Below are 18,939 nucleotides of genomic sequence, written 5' to 3' on the forward strand. Positions count from 1 at the left end.
TTAAAGGAGAAAAATCATGAAAAAAATTCTTGCACTTTCTATTGCTACACTTAGCATCGTCACTTTAGCAGCTTGTTCTGGACAGAAATCAGATTCAGACATGAAAAAAACGGACGATAGTAGTATGATGAAGAAGGACGATATGAAGAAGGATGACATGAAGGATTCATCCATGTCCGATGATAAAATGAAAAAAGAAGACATGAAAGATTCATCTATGATGTCTGACAGCAGTTCTGAAATGAAGGACGATATGAAAAAGGATGAGATGAAATCCAGCGATTCAGAAATGAAAGACGAAAAGAGTGGATCATCTGATATGAAATCAGACAACTAATGAAAGAAGGGAGAGGTCATCTGAGGATGACTTTCTCCTTATTTAAAGAGGTAATAATGATGAAGAAATTAGCTTTAGTAGCTGCAGGATTCTTGTGTACTGGACTTTTGGGGGCTTGCTCGAGTCAAGGAATGGCTACTTCCAATAAGGACATGAGCCAACAAACAGCCAAAGCTGGGGCTAGGCAACCATCTGGCAAGAAAGTGAAGGAGTTTAACCTGCAAGGAGTAGACGGTAAGACCTACCGCTTATCCGATTACAAGGGAAAGAAAGTTTACCTCAAATTTTGGGCTTCCTGGTGCTCAATCTGTCTTTCAACATTAGGCGACACAAATGATTTAGCAAAGGCAGAGGAGGGTAAGGATTATGTGGTCTTATCCGTTGTAGCTCCAACCTTTAATGGTGAAAAATCGGAAGCAGATTTCAAAAACTGGTACCAGTCTTTGGATTACAAGGATTTCCCGGTCTTGCTAGATAGTAAAGGGGAACTGCTAAAAGAGTATGGGATTCGTTCATATCCATCGGCGCTCTTTATCAATAGTGATGGGACTTTAGCAAAGAGTCATATTGGCTATATGAATAAAGAGGATATCCTCAAGACCCTAGAGAACATGCAGTAAGGAGATAGACAATGGAAACAAAATGGAAAGTGTTTGCTATCCTTCTCGTTGGCTTACTATTCATTGGTTTCTTTTTCTTTAGTAAGGGATCAAACGGAATGGATCAATCAGAAACAAGCACTGAGATGATTAAAAAAGCATCGATGAGTCAGACTCCAGTAGCCAAAAAGGAAACAAATGAAAAGGTTGATCCAAAGGATCAGCGTGAAATTTATTTGGCTGGTGGTTGCTTCTGGGGCGTAGAGGAATATTTCTCCCGTGTTCCAGGTGTGATTGATGCTGTATCAGGCTATGCCAATGGAAAGGGAGAAACAACCAAGTATGAATTAGTCCCTCAAACAGGCCATGCTGAAACAGTTCATATCACTTACAATGTCAAGCAGGTATCTCTGAAAGAATTGCTCCTGCATTATTTCCGGATTATCGACCCAACGTCGAAGAATCGTCAAGGAAATGATCAAGGAACTCAATACCGAACAGGTGTCTATTATGTCTCCCAAGAAGACCTTCCAACTATTAACCAAGTCTTTGAAGAGGTAGCAAAAAAATACGACAAACCGTTAGCGGTGGAAAAAGAGCCACTGACTAATTTCATCAAGGCTGAGGACTACCACCAGGATTATCTAAAGAAACATCCGAATGGGTACTGCCATATCGATGTCAATCAGGCTTCTTATCCTGTTATTGATGCTAGTCGCTACTCTAAGCCAAGCGATGAGGAAATCAAAAAGAAGTTATCTCCTGAAGAGTATGCGGTGACACAAAAAAATGATACCGAACGGGCCTTCTCCAATCGTTACTGGGATCAGTTTGATGCCGGTATTTATGTAGATGTCGTGACCGGTGAGCCGCTCTTTTCCTCTAAGGATAAATTTGATTCTGGTTGTGGTTGGCCAAGTTTCAGTCGTCCTATTAGTCCTGATGTGGCAATCTATAAGGAGGATAAGAGTTTCAATATGACGCGGACAGAAGTTCGGAGCCGTGTGGGAAATTCCCATCTGGGCCATGTTTTTACCGACGGTCCCAAGGAAAAAGGCGGCCTTCGCTATTGCATCAATAGTTTGTCTATTACCTTCATTCCCAAAGCAGAAATGAAAGAAAAGGGCTACGGTTATTTATTGGACTATGTCTGAGACATTTGGAACCACAATTTGCTATAATAAGTATAGCAAAGACAAGTAGGTGAAAGACATGTATGCGATCATGATTGTGGAAGATGAAGAGCTTATCCGGCAGGGTCTGACTTCCTTAGTAGATTATGAACAGTTTGGAATGACTGTCATCAACCAGGCAGAAAATGGCCGTGAGGCTTGGGAAAAGTTTAAAGAGCAACCAGCCGATATCCTTCTAACCGATATCAATATGCCACAAATGAATGGCTTGGATCTGGCCCATCTCGTCAAAGAGCAGTCTCCGTCTTGTCATATCATTTTTTTGACAGGTTATGATGACTTTGAGTTTGCGAGGAAAGCCATCAAGTTAGGTGCAGATGATTATTTGCTGAAGCCTTTTTCAAAAGATGATATTGAAGAGATGTTAGCAAAGGTGAAAGGAAAACTTGATCAAGAGCGTAAGAAAGCGCAAGTCGAAGATTTGGTCAGACATGGTTATTCGACAGACTTGGAAGAAGCCATTCATGCTCGTTTAGCAGACTCTCAGTTAACTCTAAAGGATCTGGCCTATCAACTTGGTTTCAGTGCCTCTTATCTAAGCGTATTGATCAAGAAAAAATTGGGACTCCCCTTCCAAGACTACCTCATCCAGGAGCGAATGAAGAAGGCTCAACTCTTGCTTCTCACGACAGATCTAAAGATTTATGAGATCGCCGATCAGGTTGGTTTTGAAGATATGAACTATTTTTCTCAACGCTTTAAGCAGGTTGTTGGGGTGACACCAAGGCAGTACAAAAAAGGAGAGCATGAATGAAACGATATCCCTTGCTGATTCAGCTGGTCCTCTACTTTTTTCTCTTCATTCTCCTGCTGTTTGGTCTTATTGGTAGTCTTTACTATCAAACGAGTTCAGGGACGATCCGCCAGCAAACAGAGCGGACGACAAGAAATAGTATCGATCAAAGCAGTCAGTTCATCACCTCCTATCTAAAAAAATTAAAGCAGACCACCACGGTTCTTAGCAAAGAGCAGGCTGTTCGCCAATTTGCACAAGACAAGAGTGCGAATCAAGAAACGGTTCAACACCTGATGCGAACGATGATTGAAACGGATCCGGACCTAGTCTCAGCGGTCTTGGTGACCAAGGATGGACGTCTGGTAGCGACAGATTCCAAAATCAGCATGCAGACTTCCTCAGATATGATGAATGAAAGTTGGTATCAAGAGGCGATTAAGGAAAGAGCCATGCCGTTCTTGACGCCAGCTCGAAAGGAATCCTTGACTTCGGAAAAAGAAAAATGGGTGGTTTCTATTACCCAAGAAGTGGTCGATCAGACTGGCCAAAATCTCGGAGTAGTACGCTTGGATATTGGCTATGATAGCCTTCAGGCTTACTTGGATCACCTTCAACTAGGGAAACAAGGCTTTAGTTTTATCATTAATCAAAAGCATGAGTTTGTCTACCATCCCAAAAAAGCGGTTTATTCTTCCAGTCAAGAAATGCAGGCCATGCAGCCCTATATTGCTGTGAAAGATGGTTATGGCAAAGGAGAGAAGAATTTTATCTATCAGGTTCCGATTCCAGATAGCGATTGGACCTTGATTGGAGTGGCTTCACTTGAAGGACTTCAGATGCTACAGTCGCAGCTCCTATACTCTTTCATTGGCCTAGGATTACTAGCTTTGATCATGTGTTTAATAGGGATTGGCTTTGTTCTGCGTTTGTGGATCAAACCCTTACGAGACCTTCAAACCATCATTTTGAGGATTGGAGCAGGAGATGCCCACTTGAGGGCTGTAGCCAAAGGATCTCCAGAATTGGTGGACCTCGCTCAAGCTTTTAATGCCATGTTGGACCAAATCGATCACCTTATGCAACAGGTCAAGGAAGAGGAACAGAACGCACGGCGGTACGAGTTGCGGGCACTTTCGGCTCAGATTAATCCGCATTTCCTCTACAATACCTTGGATACGATTGTCTGGATGGCGGAGTTTAATGATAGTCGGCGCGTGGTCGACATCACTAAGTCTCTGGCTCAATATTTTCGACTGGCTCTTAACCAAGGCCAGGAACAAATCCTACTGAGAGATGAAATCGACCATGTCCGCCAGTATCTTTTCATTCAAAAACAACGTTATGGTGAAAAGCTCAACTATGAAATTCTAGAAGATGAACGGTTGGGCGACTATCAGCTTCCAAAATTAGTGCTTCAGCCTTTAGTGGAAAATGCGATTTACCATGGCATTAAAGAGATCGATCGGCCAGGTCTCATTCGAGTGACAACTGAAGTCAGTGGAGACTACGCCTGCGTATCGATTTTTGACAATGGACGAGGGTTTGACCGATCAGGATCAACAGACCAAACCCTTCTTCGTTTAGGAGGTGTTGGCTTGAAAAATGTGGACCAACGATTGCATCTTCAATTTGGCGAAGCCTATCATATGGAGATTGATTCTAAGGCAAATAGCTATACCAAAATTACTCTTTTTTTGCCACTTGCATCCGGCAATGAATATTCATAGAGGCTGGGACAAAAGTCCTAGCCTCTCAATTATTTTTGGATTGTCGAGCAAGACGCAGTGGTTGAGTGGGCTCTACTACGCTGATTTCATCAGCTTTTACAGCCCTACTCAACTGTGCGGAGGTGGGACGACGAAATCGAATTCTAACGAGTTACCGATTTCTATCCCACTCTCTTTTTGCTCTCAAAGGAATTTCAACTCTTTTCTAGTCAAATCTGACGCAAGTCATCAAATTTATGATAAAATAAAGTGTTACAGTAAATAGATTTTGATGAAGGAACACTATGCGAAAAGAGATTGACCCTGAATTATATAATTACAATAAATTTCCTGGACCTGTCTTTCATCAGGTAGGAGACCAAATCCGTTCAGAAAACCTCTCCTTTGAGCTCTTGAAAAATGAGAAGGAAGCTTTTGATGCGACTGTTTTTGGTCAGCGATTTTCTGAGATTTTAACCAAGTTTGATTACATTGTTGGTGATTGGAGCAATGAGCAGTTGCGCTTGCGTGGCTTCTATAAGGAAGAGCGCGATGTTGCAACGATGGATAAACTAAGTCGTTTAGACGATTATTTGTTAGAATATTGTAGCTATGGTTGTGCTTATTTTGTCCTTGAAAATAAGGAACCTCATCGTGCTTCTTTTGATAAGAAATCACCGGTCAAAAAAGCTCAATCAGAAGAAAGAGAGCCCAAGAAGCGTTCGCGCAATCGCAAACAAAAAGATCGTTTCCAAAAACGAGAACGCGACAAGGGACAACCAGCCAAAAACTCGAAAAAAACAAGACCGTCTGCTGAGACTAAAAAGACAACGAAGACAGACAACAAACGTCATTTTGTGATTCGACAAAAAGAGGAGTAAGAAAGAATGAAACCATCCATTTATAGTTTAACACGCCAAGATATGATTGATTGGGCGGAAGAAAACGGCGAAAAGAAATTCCGTGCAGCACAAATCTGGGAATGGCTCTATCGCAAACGCGTCCAGTCTTTCGAAGAAATGACCAACCTTTCTAAGGATTTGATTGCAAAGTTAAATGATCAATTTGTCGTCAACCCACTTAAGCAACGGATCGTGCAAGAGTCAGCAGATGGAACGGTCAAGTATCTTTTTGAATTGCCAGACGGCATGTTGATTGAAACCGTCTTGATGCGTCAGCACTATGGATTATCTGTCTGTGTAACGACTCAGGTCGGATGCAATATCGGTTGTACCTTCTGTGCTTCTGGTTTGATCAAAAAACAACGCGATTTGAACAATGGGGAAATCGTGTCTCAAATCATGTTGGTCCAAAAATACTTTGACGAACGTGGCCAAGATGAACGGGTCAGTCATATCGTTGTCATGGGGATCGGAGAACCATTTGACAACTATAACAATGTCTTGAAATTTATCCGGACGGTCAACGATGACAAGGGATTAGCGATTGGTGCTCGTCATATTACCGTGTCAACTTCTGGTTTGGCTCATAAAATTCGTGACTTTGCAAATGAAGGTGTGCAAGTCAATTTGGCAGTGTCTCTTCATGCTCCAAACAATGACTTGCGCTCTAGCATCATGAAGATCAACCGGGCCTTTCCAATTGAAAAATTGTTTGCGGCGATTGAATACTATATTGAGACTACGAACCGTCGGGTGACCTTTGAGTACATCATGCTCAATGAAGTCAATGACGGGGTCGAGCAAGCCTTAGAGTTGGCAGAATTGCTCAAGAATATCAAGAAATTGTCTTATGTTAACTTGATTCCTTACAATCCTGTCAGTGAGCATGACCAATATAGCCGGAGTCCCAAAGAACGGGTCATGGCCTTCTATGATACCTTGAAAAAACAAGGTGTTAACTGTGTAGTGCGTCAAGAGCACGGTACGGATATTGATGCAGCCTGTGGCCAATTGCGTTCAAATACCATGAAACGGGATCGGGAGAAAGCGATTGTTGAACATGCGCAACCTTAAACAAGGGCTGATCGATCATACAGAACTAACAAAAAGAGGAAGAAGGCTGTTACGGAGTGGCAGCTTCTTCTATTTTATCCTTTTGTGTCTGATGTGTTTTTTGCCCCAACAGCCAGAGCCGGGTATGGAAACACCGGGTATTCAACATTTCGGTCGCATCGTCGTCCTGCTGGTTCCTCTTAATTCGGTGATGAATCTTGGTCAGATCACCAGTGTCATCCAACTCATTAAGGTCATTCTCCAAAATATAGCCAATATCTTTTTGTTAAGCCCGCTGGTCTTTCAACTTCTCTGGCTATGGCCCTGGTTGAGGAGTCGCAAACGGGTCTTGTGCTTCGGTTTTGCCATGAGCTTGTGGATTGAATGTAGCCAAGTTCTGTTAGATCTCTTGTTTGATGCCAATCGTGTCTTTGAGCTAGATGATTTGTGGACCAATACCTTAGGCGCTTATCTAGCTTATTTAGGCTTTCAGTATTTCCGAGCACGATTGCTAGCAAAAAATGGTGAAATGTAAAATCCGAACATTTTAGTGTCTTTTTGAAATTTTTGTTGACAAAATCAGAAGCGGGAGCTATAATATCTTCAAGACATCAGAAAAGTAGAGATTTTTCTCACTTCCAGGGAGCTTGTGGTGATTGCGAACAAGCAGTGGTGAATCTTGAAATGGGCTGATGTGTTTATGATGATGAATTTGAAACAATAAAAATTCGGTGAGCACACCTTATCGTGCACCCTGTTGTTAGACAGGTCAGAGATGTAGGAGAAAGAATAGCTTCCTACAATTGAGGTGGCACCGCGGTATCGAATCGTCCTCACACAGATTTTTCTGTGTGAGGTTTTTTGTATCTCAAAGGAACCCAATGAGACTGCAGCTCAAAGGGCCCGCGAGAGAAAAAGATCATAAACAGGATTAAAGATATAGAAAAGAGGACACAATCATGACAGAAACAAAAGGCTATTTCGGACAATTTGGTGGATCTTTCGTACCAGAACCGATTCAAAACTTGCTCAATCAATTAGAGGAAACCTTTGAACAGTATAAAAATGATCCAGAATTTATTGCAGAATACAAACATTATTTGAAAGATTATTCTGGTCGGGAAACACCGCTCTACTTTGCGGAAAGTTTGACAGAACATTTAGGTGGGGCAAAAATTTATTTGAAGCGCGAAGACTTGAATCACCTAGGTTCGCATAAATTGAATAACGTTTTGGGGCAAATCCTCTTGGCCAAACGCATGGGCAAAACGCGCGTGATTGCTGAAACAGGGGCTGGTCAACACGGTGTAGCTACAGCGGCAGCTAAGTTCGGTATGGCCTGTGATGTTTACATGGGAGCAGAAGACGTTGAACGTCAACGTCTCAATGTCTTCCGCATGGAAATGATGGGGGCAACCGTCCATGCGGTTGAAACCGGGACTAAGACCTTGAAAGACGCCGTTGATGCTGCCTTTGGAGCATGGATGGCGGATCTGGATGCCTTTTACGTTTTGGGTTCTGCTGTTGGCCCTCACCCTTACCCAACCATTGTGCATGAATTCCAAAAAGTGATTAGTGAAGAATCTAAACGTCAAATCTTGGAAAAAGAAGGCCGTTTGCCGGATTATGTGATTGCCTGTGTCGGTGGTGGCTCTAATGCCATCGGTGCCTTTTCTGAGTATGTTGCAGAAGAGGAAGTCGGCTTGGTTGGGGTAGAAGCAGCTGGACATGGCTTGGACACCGATCAACACGCAGCGACCATGACCAAAGGGACTATCGGTGTGGTTGATGGGATGAAGACCTATGCAGTCTTTGGCGAAGATGGAAAAGTAGCGCCAGTGTACTCGATCTCTGCTGGTTTGGACTACCCAGGGGTTGGTCCAGAGCATGCTTTCTTTAAAGATTCTGGTCGTGTCAAATATGTAGCAGCGACAGATGATGAAGCAGTAGAAGCTCTTCTTCTTCTCAGTAAGACAGAAGGGATCCTCCCAGCCATTGAAAGCTCACACGCGATTGCAGAAGCGGTCAAACGTGCTCCACAATTGGATAAAGACAAGATCATTATCATCAACGTTTCCGGACGTGGGGATAAAGATGTGGTCGCCATCGCCGATTATCTAGAAGCGAAGGTCGCAAAATAAAAAGAATTTATCTGCAAAACATCGTATAAAGCAGTAAAGCGTGATAACTGAGAAAGAGACAGGGAACAAAGGGAATCCGGTCTCTTTCTTTTTTGAGAGCAAAGACGAGAATGCCTAAGATGGATGCGATCTGAATGAGAATGAGGATCTGGGTAGAAGAAAAGCTTAGCGAAAAGGTAGCTAGTAAGAGAAAATCTCCTGCTCCCATTCCGATAAAGAAAAAGTGAGCTCCGATCGCAAGGAGTAAAAAGACCAGCATGAGGAGATTACTACCGGATAAAAAGAGGACCAGGGCATGGAGACAGCACCAGATGAATAAAGGGTATTCCATAAAGCGAAGGTCATAGATGGCTAAAACGGCAGCTCCCAGTAGTGTTAGAAGTTGAGGCAGGGAAAGGTAACCATTGGCGCAGGCTAAAAAGAGCAGGCCACTCCAGACCTCAAAAAGGCAGTACCAAAATGGGTAGATCTGATGACAATAGCGACAGCGAAAGCGATGCAGGAGTTGCGAGAGGATAGGGATGAGGTCCCAAACTCCAAGGACGTGCTGGCATTGATCGCAATGACTGCGAGGAGTGAGAATGGATTGGTTTGGAAAACGATCGACTACTAGTCCCAAAAAAGAGGCGATGCAAGTACCGATGGTAAAAAAATAAAAGTTGATCATACTTATTTATTCGTAAAGCAATCGGAAAATTTCATCATTTGCTTGAAAATCTTGTAAAGCCTTTCTAAATTTGATACAATAATGAACATGAAAAACCTGTATGATGTTCAACAATTTTTAAAACGTTTTGGAATCATCATTTACGTAGGGAAGCGCCTCTATGACATCGAATTGATGAAAATTGAGCTTCAACGTCTTTATGATGCAGGCCTGATGGAGCGGCTCGATTATTTAGAAGCCGATACCGTTTTAAGAAGAGAGCACAAGCAAGAATTAGAATTTTTGAAAAAGAGTGAGGTAGAGTGATGGGAAATATCATTTTTTGGTTGGTTGTTTTAGGAGCATTTGGATGGATGGCGTTTAATTATTTCCGCATCCGTAAAGCTGCTAAATTTGTGGACAATGCTACTTTTGAAGAGCTGATTCGTAAAGGTCAGTTGATTGACTTGCGAGAGCCAGCTGAGTTTCATGCCAAGCATATTTTAGGAGCACGCAACATTCCTTCAACTCAGTTGAAATTGAGTCTTGCAGCCTTGCGCAAAGACAAACCAATTTTGCTCTATGAGAATAGCCGTAGTTCTCGAGTAACCAATGCGGCTCTCTATCTTAAGAAACAGGGCTACACAGACATTTATGTCTTGTCTTATGGTCTTGATTCTTGGAATGGGAAAGTGAAAAAAGATGCTTAATAAAAAGAGCTCTAACTGCACCAGCTGTGTAGTTAGAGCTTTTTTATCTCGTTTTTTCAAGGGACTCTTTGACCCATGTGAGCTCCACCTCATTCAAAGGTCGGCTTTCTCCAGGGGCTAACTGAGGATCCAAGGTGAAGGGACCAAAAGACAAGCGGTTTAAGGTCATTACTTTGACCCCTATGGCTAAAAACATTTTTTTCACTTGGTGGTATTTTCCTTCTGAGATCCGGATCTGGGCCTTGCTGTAGCTGAGGGTGCTTTCTAGAATGGTTAAGGAGGCGGGCTTGCAGATAGGACCGTCTGTGAATGAAATTCCATTCTGAAATTGCTCGATGTGGGCTGCATAGAGCGGACCATTGACTTCTACCTCATAGACCTTCTCCACATGGTATTGAGGATGGAGCAGTTGAAAGCCTAAGGGACCATTATCTGTGATGAGGAGCAGACCACTGGTGTCGCGATCGAGGCGACCAAGAGGATAGAGGTCTGGGTACTCTTGCTGGGGGTCCACTAGCTCGATCACCGTTGGATGGTGGGCGTCTCTTTTGGCGGTCACGGCCCCGATTGGTTTGTGGAGCATGTAGTAGTGGTGACGCGGTTCTTGAATGATCCGATCCCCTATTTGAATCTGTTGGAGTCCAGGGTCGATGTTTTGGGATAGCTTTTGAGCTGGTAGGTGATCGACCAAGATTTGCCTTCGAGCCAGAAGTTGTTTGATGTCTTTGCGAGAGTACTGATGGTCTGCCATCAATTGATCTAATCTCATGGGAGCCTCTTTTTCTGTAAGTCTTATCATTAGTGTATCATGAAAAGAAAAGGAAATCGAGTCGGAGAAAAGAAATGAAGATGAAAACATTTACAACTAGCTGAACTGTGTTTTTTAGATAGGACTGTGGTATAATTGTTCAGTTAGAAATATTATTTAAAATTTTATAGAGGAAATCATGACAAAATTAAGAGAAGATATTCGTAACGTTGCGATCATTGCCCACGTTGACCATGGTAAAACAACCTTGGTAGACGAATTGTTGAAACAATCGCACACCTTGGATGAACGTAAAGAATTGCAAGAACGTGCAATGGACTCAAACGATCTTGAAAAAGAACGTGGGATCACTATCCTTGCTAAAAATACAGCCGTTGCTTATAACGGAACTCGAATCAATATCATGGACACACCAGGACACGCGGACTTCGGTGGAGAAGTGGAACGGATCATGAAAATGGTCGATGGGGTTGTATTGGTCGTTGATGCCTATGAAGGAACCATGCCTCAGACGCGTTTCGTATTGAAAAAAGCCTTGGAACAAGATCTTGTTCCGATCGTTGTAGTCAACAAAATCGATAAACCATCTGCTCGTCCAGAAGAAGTTGTAGACGAAGTTCTTGAACTCTTCATCGAATTGGGTGCGGATGACGACCAATTGGAATTCCCAGTTGTTTATGCATCAGCGATCAACGGAACCTCTTCACTTTCAGATGATCCAGCTGATCAAGAGCACACAATGGCACCGATCTTTGATACCATCATTGATCACATCCCAGCCCCAGTTGATAACTCAGATGAGCCACTTCAATTCCAAGTATCCCTGCTTGATTACAACGACTTCGTTGGACGTATCGGTATCGGACGTGTCTTCCGTGGTACTGTAAAAGTTGGGGACCAAGTAACCCTTTCTAAATTGGATGGAACGACTAAGAACTTCCGTGTTACCAAACTCTTTGGTTTCTTTGGTTTGGAACGTCGTGAAATTCAAGAAGCTAAAGCGGGTGATTTGATCGCTATCTCTGGTATGGAAGATATCTTCGTTGGAGAAACGATCACACCGACAGACGCAGTTGAAGCTCTTCCAATCCTTCACATCGATGAACCAACGCTTCAAATGACCTTCTTGGTTAACAACTCACCATTTGCTGGTCGCGAAGGAAAATGGGTGACCTCTCGTAAAGTTGAAGAACGCTTGCAAGCGGAATTGCAAACAGACGTCTCTCTTCGTGTTGACCCGACTGACTCACCTGATAAATGGACAGTTTCAGGACGTGGGGAATTGCACTTGTCTATCTTGATCGAAACCATGCGTCGTGAAGGATACGAATTGCAAGTATCTCGTCCAGAAGTTATCATCAAGGAAATCGATGGTGTTAAATGTGAACCATTTGAGCGCGTGCAAATCGATACACCAGAAGAATACCAAGGATCTGTTATCCAAAGCCTTTCTGAACGTAAAGGTGAAATGTTGGATATGATTGCAACAGGAAATGGTCAAACTCGTTTGGTCTTCCTAGTTCCTGCTCGTGGTTTGATTGGCTACTCAACAGAGTTCTTGTCAATGACACGTGGTTACGGAATCATGAACCACACCTTTGACCAATACTTGCCAGTGATTCCAGGAGAAATCGGTGGACGTCACCGTGGTGCTCTTGTCTCAATCGATAACGGAAAAGCAACCACATACTCTATCATGTCTATCGAAGAACGTGGTACGATCTTTGTCAATCCAGGTACAGAAGTTTACGAAGGAATGATCATCGGGGAAAACTCTCGTGAGAACGACTTGACCGTAAACATTACGAAAGCCAAACAAATGACCAACGTTCGTTCAGCTACTAAGGACCAAACAGCGGTTATCAAGACTCCTCGTATCTTGACCTTGGAAGAATCTCTTGAGTTCTTGAACGACGATGAGTACATGGAAGTAACGCCTGAATCTATCCGTTTGCGGAAACAAATCTTGAACAAAGCAGAACGCGAAAAAGCAAATAAAAAGAAAAAATCAGCAGCTGCTGAATAATACGGAAAGAAAGGAGAAACAAAATGGTCTATTTTATCTTAGGAATTTTGATTCTCCTTTTTTACCTTTTTATGACACCAAAAAGCATTCGTGGCACGTTAGATAGTGTGGTATTGGTTATTTTGATCGTCTCGATTATCGTATTAACCTGTCTCGCTGTTTTTCAGATATTCCAATTACCATCTGAGTTTTTTGTCGGCGCCTTACTAGCCTTCGTTGGCTACCTGGCTTTGGTGGATATTTCAAGATTACCAACCGAGTTAAAAAAACGGAAATAGTAGAAGCTCAATATAAATCGTTAGAGTTATAAAAGGGAAATTCTTCTCTTTTGTAACTCTTTTTTCTTTGGTATGAGCCAAAAAGTACTTCAAACAATGAAAAAGGAGCACACCTTGATCGGTTTGCTAATTGATTGTGCTAAGGGTATAATAAAGGAAAGAAATAAGGAGGGAATAGAGATGAAATCAAAAATGATTCGAAATCTGTTTCTGATTCTTGGTGGGATTAGTGTTTTACTCTTAGGATCTTGTAGTTGGAACTCTATACCAAAAAAATCTTCTGACGAGTTTTCACAGTATGACTATGCTGTTAGCTTTTATTCCTATCGCCCAAAGGGCAAAAGGGATATCCTAACGAAGATTTTTTTCATTGACAAAAAAGGAGAACAAAAAGAATATTCTCTAAAAGGGTATAATGTTGGTACGCTTTTCCAAAAAGGAAATGAACTCTATGCCTACTCTTTTGGAACTAGACCTCATTTGGTGTTCAAGTCCCCTTCTACTTATTTCGTTTATCCAAGTCAAATTTTCTCTATAGGTTCGACTACCTATTCTGTTCGATTTGTTTCAAAGGGACAGAAAGGGCCGATTGAAGGATTATCTGTGGAGGATGGGAAGGTAGGTGTGTTGCGAAGTCGCATCCGCTACACCAACTCTAAAAACAAGCAGGTAGTGTCACCAGAGGTTGATCTAAGCCTTGATAAAGGAATCGAAGTCAATTCAAAAATTTTTGTTACAGGATTTGATTTAGTTGGTGATGATATGCGTTTTCTCTACCTAGATGAGGAAAAGAATGAATTTGAGTTTATTGAGTTGCAGGATCCGTCTCAGTCTGATTTTCAGGAACTTTTATTGGTAGACGGGAAAGTGATAACCGTTGGGAATCCTAAATTTACTCGCTTTGATGATGAGAAAAAGCGAGAGGAAAAGAAAAATAAAATTAGCCTGACAAGTGTTGATCCAGAGACGTTAGAAGTAAGCGAAGAGACCTTTGAAGCTGAGAGAGTCCTCACTGCTTATCCTATTCATAATCACTTTCGCTTTGTGACATCAGATCATCGATTGCTAGAATATACAAGTGACTTAAAACTTGTTTCTGAAAAAGATTTATCCGGAACTGATTTTATCAAGCTTTTTAGTGATAAAGGTCTAAAAGTCCAAAAAGTTTGTTATACGGATGATAAGGTCGTAGTCTTAGCGACTCCAGCAAAAGCTTCCACTAAAGAAATGGGGACCATTGTTGAATTTGATGCTGCAACCTTAGAGGTGAAAAAACGGATTATGATTCCACTCTCTGAAAAAACAGAATGGGAGACGGATTCCGCTGATTTGCTTCTTATTGATCATCCCTAAAATTTTTTGCCAAGAAATATAGAAAAGAAAGATGGGTTAGAGTAGACGGAGCTTTAACTTTCATTTCTAATATAGACAACACCTACCGGTAAGTAATCACTTATTACATTTCGGTGGGTGTTATTTAACTCGGACAATAGAAGTCGAATCCGATGGTGATAGTTTACGTTTTCTTTGTTGATCTAGCCTTAGATGATTGAGGTTATCCTACCTATGTACATGAATTGCCCTACTCATTAGATTATCTAGTTGCCTTTAACAATCATGGACGATGGGATGATACAAGAGCAAAGTTCTATGTATATATGATGCCTGAAAGCTCTTATATGCCTGCAATATCCTTTAACCTCAACTTTTCTTTTGATGAAAGATAGATTCTACAAGGGACACCTTTAAAAAAACTAAGCAGAGTAGATTTGATGTTCTCTATCGTCTAGACAATATAGGAATGGGGTATAGTTGAGGATTGTCAGAAACTGAAACAAGCTATTTACAAGGCTTATCTCAAGGAATCTAATGAGTTTAGAGGAGTCTGTCTATACTCCATAAAAAACAAAAGAACCTTGTAACAAAGCAGAAATTAAACTAGGAATGCCTCTTAGGCAGTTAGTGAAATAGATAGGGGTATAAGAATGAGAAATAACATCAGTTGAATGGATTTAATCGGATGTTGTTTCTTTTTCTGTCTTTGGGCTTTTTAATTTTGCTAAAAAAAGGTAAAATAGAGAGTGATAAAAATGGAGCGAAGAAATCATGAAATTTGTGAAACAATTTGAAAATAAAAAGGTTCTTGTGTTGGGTTTGGCTAAGTCCGGCGAGTCAGCTGCTCGTTTGTTGGATCGCTTAGGAGCGATTGTGACCGTCAATGATGGCAAACCTTTTGAAGAAAATCCAGCAGCACAAAGTTTACTGGAAGAAGGGATTAAAGTCGTGACAGGAGGTCACCCTCTGGAATTGTTGGATGAAGACTTTGCAGTCATGGTCAAAAATCCAGGGATCCCTTATTCGAACCCGATGGTCGAAAAAGCGCTTGAAAAAGGCATTCCAGTCCTTACTGAAGTAGAATTGGCTTATCTGATTTCGGATGCGCCAATTATTGGGATTACAGGATCAAACGGAAAAACGACGACGACAACCATGATCGGAGAAGTCTTGACAGCTGCCGGTCAAGGTGGTCTATTGTCTGGAAATATCGGTTTTCCAGCTAGTCAAGTTGCACAAACAGCGACCGAAAAGGAAGTCCTGGTCATGGAATTGTCTTCTTTCCAATTGATGGGAATTGAAGCTTTCCATCCAGAGATTGCAGTGATTACCAACCTCATGCCAACCCATATCGACTATCATGGTTCTTTTGAAAATTATGTAGCTGCCAAATGGAATCTTCAAAAGAATATGACAGAAAAAGATGTCATTGTATTGAACTTCAATCAAGACTTGGCTAAGGAACTGGCTACAAAAACCAAGGCAAGGGTCCTTCCATTTTCTACAATTGAAAAGGTGGACGGTGCTTATTTGGAAGATGGACTTCTCAAGTTTAAGGGAGAAGCTGTCATGCGTGCGGATGAGCTGGGTGTTCCAGGAAGCCACAATGTAGAAAATGCCTTGGCAACGATTGCTGTTGCAAAAGTCCGTGGTGTGGAGAATGAGGTCATTAAAGAAACCTTGTCAGCCTTTGGAGGAGTGAAACACCGTCTTCAATATGTGGATGAAATTCAAGGTGTCAAATTCTACAATGACAGTAAGTCGACCAATATTTTGGCGACACAAAAAGCCCTTTCTGGTTTTGATAACAGCAAGGTGATCTTGATTGCAGGAGGGCTCGATCGTGGCAATGAATTTGATGAATTAGTGCCTCACATTACTGGCCTAAAGGAAATGGTGATTCTCGGGGAATCAGCTCCTCGAGTGAAACGCGCAGCCGATAAAGCAGGCGTCCCTTATGTCGATGCGGCAGATGTAGCAGATGCTACAAAGAAAGCCTTCGACTTGGCTAGCCCTGGCGATGTTGTACTACTAAGTCCTGCCAATGCTAGCTGGGATATGTATCCGAATTTTGAAGTGCGTGGGGATGAATTCCTTGCTACAGTAAAAGGGTTGAAATAAGATGAAAAAAATAATGTTTACTGGTGGGGGAACCGTGGGACATGTGACCCTTAATCTCCTCTTGATTCCAAAATTTATCGAAGATGGATGGGAAGTCCATTATATTGGAGACAAAAAAGGAATCGAATACCAAGAGATCAAAAAGTCTGGCTTAGACGTACGCTTCCATTCAATTGCAACGGGGAAATTGCGTCGCTATTTCTCTTTCCAAAATATGATGGATGTGTTCAAGGTAGCTTGGGGAACGCTCCAGTCCATTGTAATCCTGCTTCGTGTGCGTCCACAAGTTCTCTTCTCAAAAGGGGGATTTGTCTCGGTGCCACCAGTGATCGCAGCTAGACTCACGCGTGCCCCTGTCTATATCCATGAGTCCGATCTTTCTATGGGATTGGCCAATAAAATTGCTTATAAATTCGCCACCAAGATGTACACGACTTTTGAGCAAGCACATGGTTTGACAAAGAGTGAGCATATCGGTGCAGTAACCAAGGTCACAGATCATATTCCGCCGACTTCAGAAGTTTTAGAAGAAAAAACAAAAGGTTTTCGAAAAGAGTTGCCGACTCTTCTCTTTGTCGGAGGATCAGCTGGTGCGCGTGTTTTTAATGAATTTGTGACAGAGTATCAAGCAGAGCTCTTGCACCACTACAATATCATCAATTTGACAGGCGATTCAACATTGAATCAGGCTGAGGGCGGTTTGTATCGAGTGGATTATGTAACGGATCAGTATTTGCCCATGCTCCAGAAGGCTGATTTAGTGGTGACTAGAGGTGGAGCCAATACCTTATTTGAACTCTTAGCTATGAACAAACTCCATTTGATAGTACCACTAGGAAAAGAAGCCAGCCGTGGCGATCAGATTGAAAATGCTCAATATTTTGTGGATAAAGGTTATGCAGAGCAATTGCAGGAAGATCAATTGACACTCGAAACCTTTAATGAAACCATTCAAGAAATGTTGAAGCAAAGCCAAGTCTACCACCAAGCAATGGAAAAATCGACAGAACTCCTTTCACTAGACGATTTTTATGGCCTGCTTCAAAAAGATATCAGTAAGGGAAAAGATGACGGACGACAATAAAAAAACGCCAACGGATGACAAAATTACAGAATTGTCAGCCTGGCAAAAAAGAAACAAAGAATATTTAGAAAAAAAAGCGCTTGAAAAAGCGAAAGAAGCTGAAACAGAGGAAACTGAAAGCGAAGAAGCAAAAGAAGACGAAGACCTTTCAGAAAAAGAGACAGCTTCTGTCTCAGAGGAAGAATCTGACGAAATAAAAGAGTCTGAAGAGGAAGATGAATCTGAGGTCGAAGAGAATTCAGAAGCAGATGGAGAAAGTTCAGAAGGAAAAGAGGACGATCCGGCTATAGAGGAGCTAGATCCTTCAGAGAAGCAAGAGAAAAAGCCTTCATTATTTGAACGCTTGAGGACGAAAAAGCCAAAGAAGGAACCGGCAGTGGCAAAACGTCATATCTATCGTGCCCTTCCTGTTATCGGCATCAGCTCGATCGTCGCGCTTCTCTCAATCTATTTTTTAAGCCCCTTATCCACACAGAAAGTGATTGAATTTTCAGGGAACAAAGCGGTTGATCAGAAACAATTGTATGAACAAAGTCACATCAAAGAAGAAGATTATACTCTGACGACCTTCCTTCATAAATCGGTCTATGAACAAAATATGAAAACGGCTAGTCCATGGATCAAAGAGGTTCACATGAATTATCAATTCCCAGTGACCTTTAAAGTCAATGTCGTAGAACACAAAGTGGTTGCCTATTATGTGACCGGAGAAGACCACTATCCAGTGTTGGAAAATGGAGAAGTGGTGGAGACAGTAACTCCAGCTTCAGAATTGCCGTCCTCCTATATTAGTTTGAAATTCTCAGATCGAGAATTGGTTAGACAATTTGTCCAAGAAATGAAGTCTATTTCTTCTTCCATTACGGATAAAATTGTTTCGGTTGATCTGACACCGAGCAAGGTCACGAAAGATCTGATAACCATTACCATGAAAAACGATAATAAAATCTTGGTGCCTGTTTCCCAAATTACCCGCAAGCTTCCTTATTATAAGGCGATCAGTAAGCAATTAGACGATGATTCCACCATTGATATGGAGGCTGGAGTCTTCAGCTATAGTGAACAATCCATCGCAGATGCCAAAGAGCAAGCTGAAAAAGAAAAGGATGAAAGTACAGAAAATCAAGAAGAACATTCTGAGGAAGCAAGCCAAGAACAGAATCCAGAAGGAGAGAATTCTTCTGGGAATGAGTAAAGCCCATAAATTATCTCAAATAATTGAAGAAAAAATGTCCATTTTAGGCTTCTTTGTGATATAATGAAGTTTGGATAGTTCCAACTAAAAGGGCTATAAATAGATGTA

19 protein-coding genes and 1 other annotated feature are annotated in these 18,939 nt (G+C 41.8%); of the genes, 17 read left to right on the forward strand and 2 right to left on the reverse strand.

The features are described 5' to 3' along the window. Positions 1-16: 16 nt before the first annotated feature. The 9 genes from AB4X21_RS03305 (at position 17) to trpB (ending at position 8,667) form a co-directional block, all read left to right on the forward strand. Complete coding sequence (locus AB4X21_RS03305; protein ID WP_021152749.1) at positions 17-337, forward strand: hypothetical protein; 321 nt, start codon at positions 17-19, stop codon at positions 335-337. Between the two features lie 59 nt (positions 338-396). Then, entirely contained in the window at positions 397-957 is a 561-nt protein-coding gene (locus AB4X21_RS03310) for a redoxin domain-containing protein (RefSeq protein WP_155125909.1), read from the forward strand. Positions 958-968: 11 nt separating this feature from the next. Then, positions 969-2,090: a peptide-methionine (R)-S-oxide reductase MsrB gene (msrB, locus tag AB4X21_RS03315; RefSeq protein WP_004219819.1), complete on the forward strand. Its 1,122-nt coding sequence runs from the start codon at positions 969-971 to the stop codon at positions 2,088-2,090. A gap of 58 nt (positions 2,091-2,148) precedes the next feature. Then, entirely contained in the window at positions 2,149-2,883 is a 735-nt protein-coding gene (locus AB4X21_RS03320; RefSeq protein WP_155125476.1) for a response regulator, read from the forward strand. Next, a complete protein-coding gene (locus AB4X21_RS03325; protein WP_369088170.1) occupies positions 2,880-4,592 on the forward strand; it encodes a sensor histidine kinase in 1,713 nt (570 codons plus the stop codon). The genes AB4X21_RS03320 and AB4X21_RS03325 overlap by 4 nt, the downstream gene beginning before the upstream one ends. A 284-nt stretch (positions 4,593-4,876) precedes the next feature. Next, positions 4,877-5,452 carry a YutD-like domain-containing protein gene (locus AB4X21_RS03330; RefSeq protein WP_045759156.1) on the forward strand — a complete coding sequence of 192 codons (576 nt, stop codon included), beginning with the start codon at positions 4,877-4,879 and terminating at the stop codon, positions 5,450-5,452. Between the two features lie 6 nt (positions 5,453-5,458). Next, positions 5,459-6,547, forward strand: coding sequence for a 23S rRNA (adenine(2503)-C(2))-methyltransferase RlmN (rlmN, locus tag AB4X21_RS03335; RefSeq protein WP_003005918.1), 1,089 nt, complete (start codon positions 5,459-5,461; stop codon positions 6,545-6,547). Continuing rightward, entirely contained in the window at positions 6,534-7,061 is a 528-nt protein-coding gene (locus tag AB4X21_RS03340) for a VanZ family protein (protein WP_155125480.1), read from the forward strand. The genes rlmN and AB4X21_RS03340 overlap by 14 nt, the downstream gene beginning before the upstream one ends. Positions 7,062-7,123: 62 nt before the next feature. Beyond that, positions 7,124-7,364, forward strand: a binding site (T-box leader). A gap of 121 nt (positions 7,365-7,485) precedes the next feature. Next, positions 7,486-8,667: a tryptophan synthase subunit beta gene (gene trpB / locus AB4X21_RS03345; protein ID WP_369088171.1), complete on the forward strand. Its 1,182-nt coding sequence runs from the start codon at positions 7,486-7,488 to the stop codon at positions 8,665-8,667. 7 nt (positions 8,668-8,674) lie between these two features. Here trpB and AB4X21_RS03350 read toward each other — a convergent pair whose 3' ends face one another. Further along, on the reverse strand, positions 8,675-9,334 hold the full coding sequence (locus AB4X21_RS03350) for an A24 family peptidase (protein WP_155125484.1): 660 nt from the start codon (positions 9,332-9,334) through the stop codon (positions 8,675-8,677). Positions 9,335-9,421: 87 nt separating this feature from the next. Between AB4X21_RS03350 and AB4X21_RS03355 the strand changes: the two genes are divergently transcribed. Both AB4X21_RS03355 and AB4X21_RS03360 read left to right on the forward strand, forming a co-directional pair. Next, positions 9,422-9,640: a YqgQ family protein gene (locus AB4X21_RS03355; protein ID WP_003017930.1), complete on the forward strand. Its 219-nt coding sequence runs from the start codon at positions 9,422-9,424 to the stop codon at positions 9,638-9,640. After that, positions 9,640-10,023, forward strand: coding sequence for a rhodanese-like domain-containing protein (locus tag AB4X21_RS03360; protein ID WP_049503555.1), 384 nt, complete (start codon positions 9,640-9,642; stop codon positions 10,021-10,023). Before AB4X21_RS03355 ends, AB4X21_RS03360 begins: the two co-directional genes overlap by 1 nt. A 43-nt stretch (positions 10,024-10,066) precedes the next feature. Here the strand turns inward: AB4X21_RS03360 and AB4X21_RS03365 are convergent, their stop codons facing one another. Next, positions 10,067-10,792 (reverse strand): 16S rRNA pseudouridine(516) synthase, encoded by a 726-nt coding sequence (locus AB4X21_RS03365; RefSeq protein WP_155125486.1) that lies wholly within the window; start codon positions 10,790-10,792, stop codon positions 10,067-10,069. 178 nt (positions 10,793-10,970) lie between these two features. Between AB4X21_RS03365 and typA the strand changes: the two genes are divergently transcribed. From typA to AB4X21_RS03395, 6 genes are all read left to right on the forward strand, one after another. Continuing rightward, positions 10,971-12,818 carry a translational GTPase TypA gene (gene typA, locus AB4X21_RS03370; RefSeq protein WP_003011633.1) on the forward strand — a complete coding sequence of 616 codons (1,848 nt, stop codon included), beginning with the start codon at positions 10,971-10,973 and terminating at the stop codon, positions 12,816-12,818. Positions 12,819-12,841: 23 nt separating this feature from the next. Further along, on the forward strand, positions 12,842-13,096 hold the full coding sequence (locus AB4X21_RS03375; RefSeq protein WP_155125488.1) for a DUF3165 family protein: 255 nt from the start codon (positions 12,842-12,844) through the stop codon (positions 13,094-13,096). Positions 13,097-13,210: 114 nt separating this feature from the next. After that, positions 13,211-14,449 (forward strand): hypothetical protein, encoded by a 1,239-nt coding sequence (locus tag AB4X21_RS03380; protein ID WP_369088172.1) that lies wholly within the window; start codon positions 13,211-13,213, stop codon positions 14,447-14,449. A gap of 753 nt (positions 14,450-15,202) precedes the next feature. Then, on the forward strand, positions 15,203-16,552 hold the full coding sequence (gene murD, locus AB4X21_RS03385; RefSeq protein WP_369088173.1) for a UDP-N-acetylmuramoyl-L-alanine--D-glutamate ligase: 1,350 nt from the start codon (positions 15,203-15,205) through the stop codon (positions 16,550-16,552). Position 16,553: 1 nt separating this feature from the next. Continuing rightward, positions 16,554-17,636 (forward strand): UDP-N-acetylglucosamine--N-acetylmuramyl-(pentapeptide) pyrophosphoryl-undecaprenol N-acetylglucosamine transferase, encoded by a 1,083-nt coding sequence (locus AB4X21_RS03390; protein WP_369088174.1) that lies wholly within the window; start codon positions 16,554-16,556, stop codon positions 17,634-17,636. Continuing rightward, positions 17,620-18,831 (forward strand): cell division protein FtsQ/DivIB, encoded by a 1,212-nt coding sequence (locus AB4X21_RS03395; protein ID WP_369088175.1) that lies wholly within the window; start codon positions 17,620-17,622, stop codon positions 18,829-18,831. Before AB4X21_RS03390 ends, AB4X21_RS03395 begins: the two co-directional genes overlap by 17 nt. The last annotated feature ends 108 nt before the right edge of the window (positions 18,832-18,939 follow it).

It is taken from the genome of Streptococcus sp. CP1998 (assembly GCF_041026655.1).
Classification (GTDB): domain Bacteria; phylum Bacillota; class Bacilli; order Lactobacillales; family Streptococcaceae; genus Streptococcus; species Streptococcus dentalis.

Coding starts and splice junctions, on each gene's coding strand:
- AB4X21_RS03325 (WP_369088170.1), top strand. CDS start 2,880: ATGAAACGATATCCCTTGCTGATTCAGCTGGTCCTCTACTTTTTTCTC.
- msrB (WP_004219819.1), top strand. CDS start 969: ATGGAAACAAAATGGAAAGTGTTTGCTATCCTTCTCGTTGGCTTACTA.
- AB4X21_RS03320 (WP_155125476.1), top strand. CDS start 2,149: ATGTATGCGATCATGATTGTGGAAGATGAAGAGCTTATCCGGCAGGGT.
- AB4X21_RS03395 (WP_369088175.1), top strand. CDS start 17,620: ATGACGGACGACAATAAAAAAACGCCAACGGATGACAAAATTACAGAA.
- AB4X21_RS03360 (WP_049503555.1), top strand. CDS start 9,640: ATGGGAAATATCATTTTTTGGTTGGTTGTTTTAGGAGCATTTGGATGG.
- typA (WP_003011633.1), top strand. CDS start 10,971: ATGACAAAATTAAGAGAAGATATTCGTAACGTTGCGATCATTGCCCAC.
- rlmN (WP_003005918.1), top strand. CDS start 5,459: ATGAAACCATCCATTTATAGTTTAACACGCCAAGATATGATTGATTGG.
- AB4X21_RS03340 (WP_155125480.1), top strand. CDS start 6,534: ATGCGCAACCTTAAACAAGGGCTGATCGATCATACAGAACTAACAAAA.
- AB4X21_RS03350 (WP_155125484.1), bottom strand. CDS start 9,334: ATGATCAACTTTTATTTTTTTACCATCGGTACTTGCATCGCCTCTTTT.
- AB4X21_RS03390 (WP_369088174.1), top strand. CDS start 16,554: ATGAAAAAAATAATGTTTACTGGTGGGGGAACCGTGGGACATGTGACC.
- AB4X21_RS03365 (WP_155125486.1), bottom strand. CDS start 10,792: ATGAGATTAGATCAATTGATGGCAGACCATCAGTACTCTCGCAAAGAC.
- AB4X21_RS03310 (WP_155125909.1), top strand. CDS start 397: ATGAAGAAATTAGCTTTAGTAGCTGCAGGATTCTTGTGTACTGGACTT.
- AB4X21_RS03305 (WP_021152749.1), top strand. CDS start 17: ATGAAAAAAATTCTTGCACTTTCTATTGCTACACTTAGCATCGTCACT.
- AB4X21_RS03375 (WP_155125488.1), top strand. CDS start 12,842: ATGGTCTATTTTATCTTAGGAATTTTGATTCTCCTTTTTTACCTTTTT.
- AB4X21_RS03330 (WP_045759156.1), top strand. CDS start 4,877: ATGCGAAAAGAGATTGACCCTGAATTATATAATTACAATAAATTTCCT.
- AB4X21_RS03355 (WP_003017930.1), top strand. CDS start 9,422: ATGAAAAACCTGTATGATGTTCAACAATTTTTAAAACGTTTTGGAATC.
- trpB (WP_369088171.1), top strand. CDS start 7,486: ATGACAGAAACAAAAGGCTATTTCGGACAATTTGGTGGATCTTTCGTA.
- murD (WP_369088173.1), top strand. CDS start 15,203: ATGAAATTTGTGAAACAATTTGAAAATAAAAAGGTTCTTGTGTTGGGT.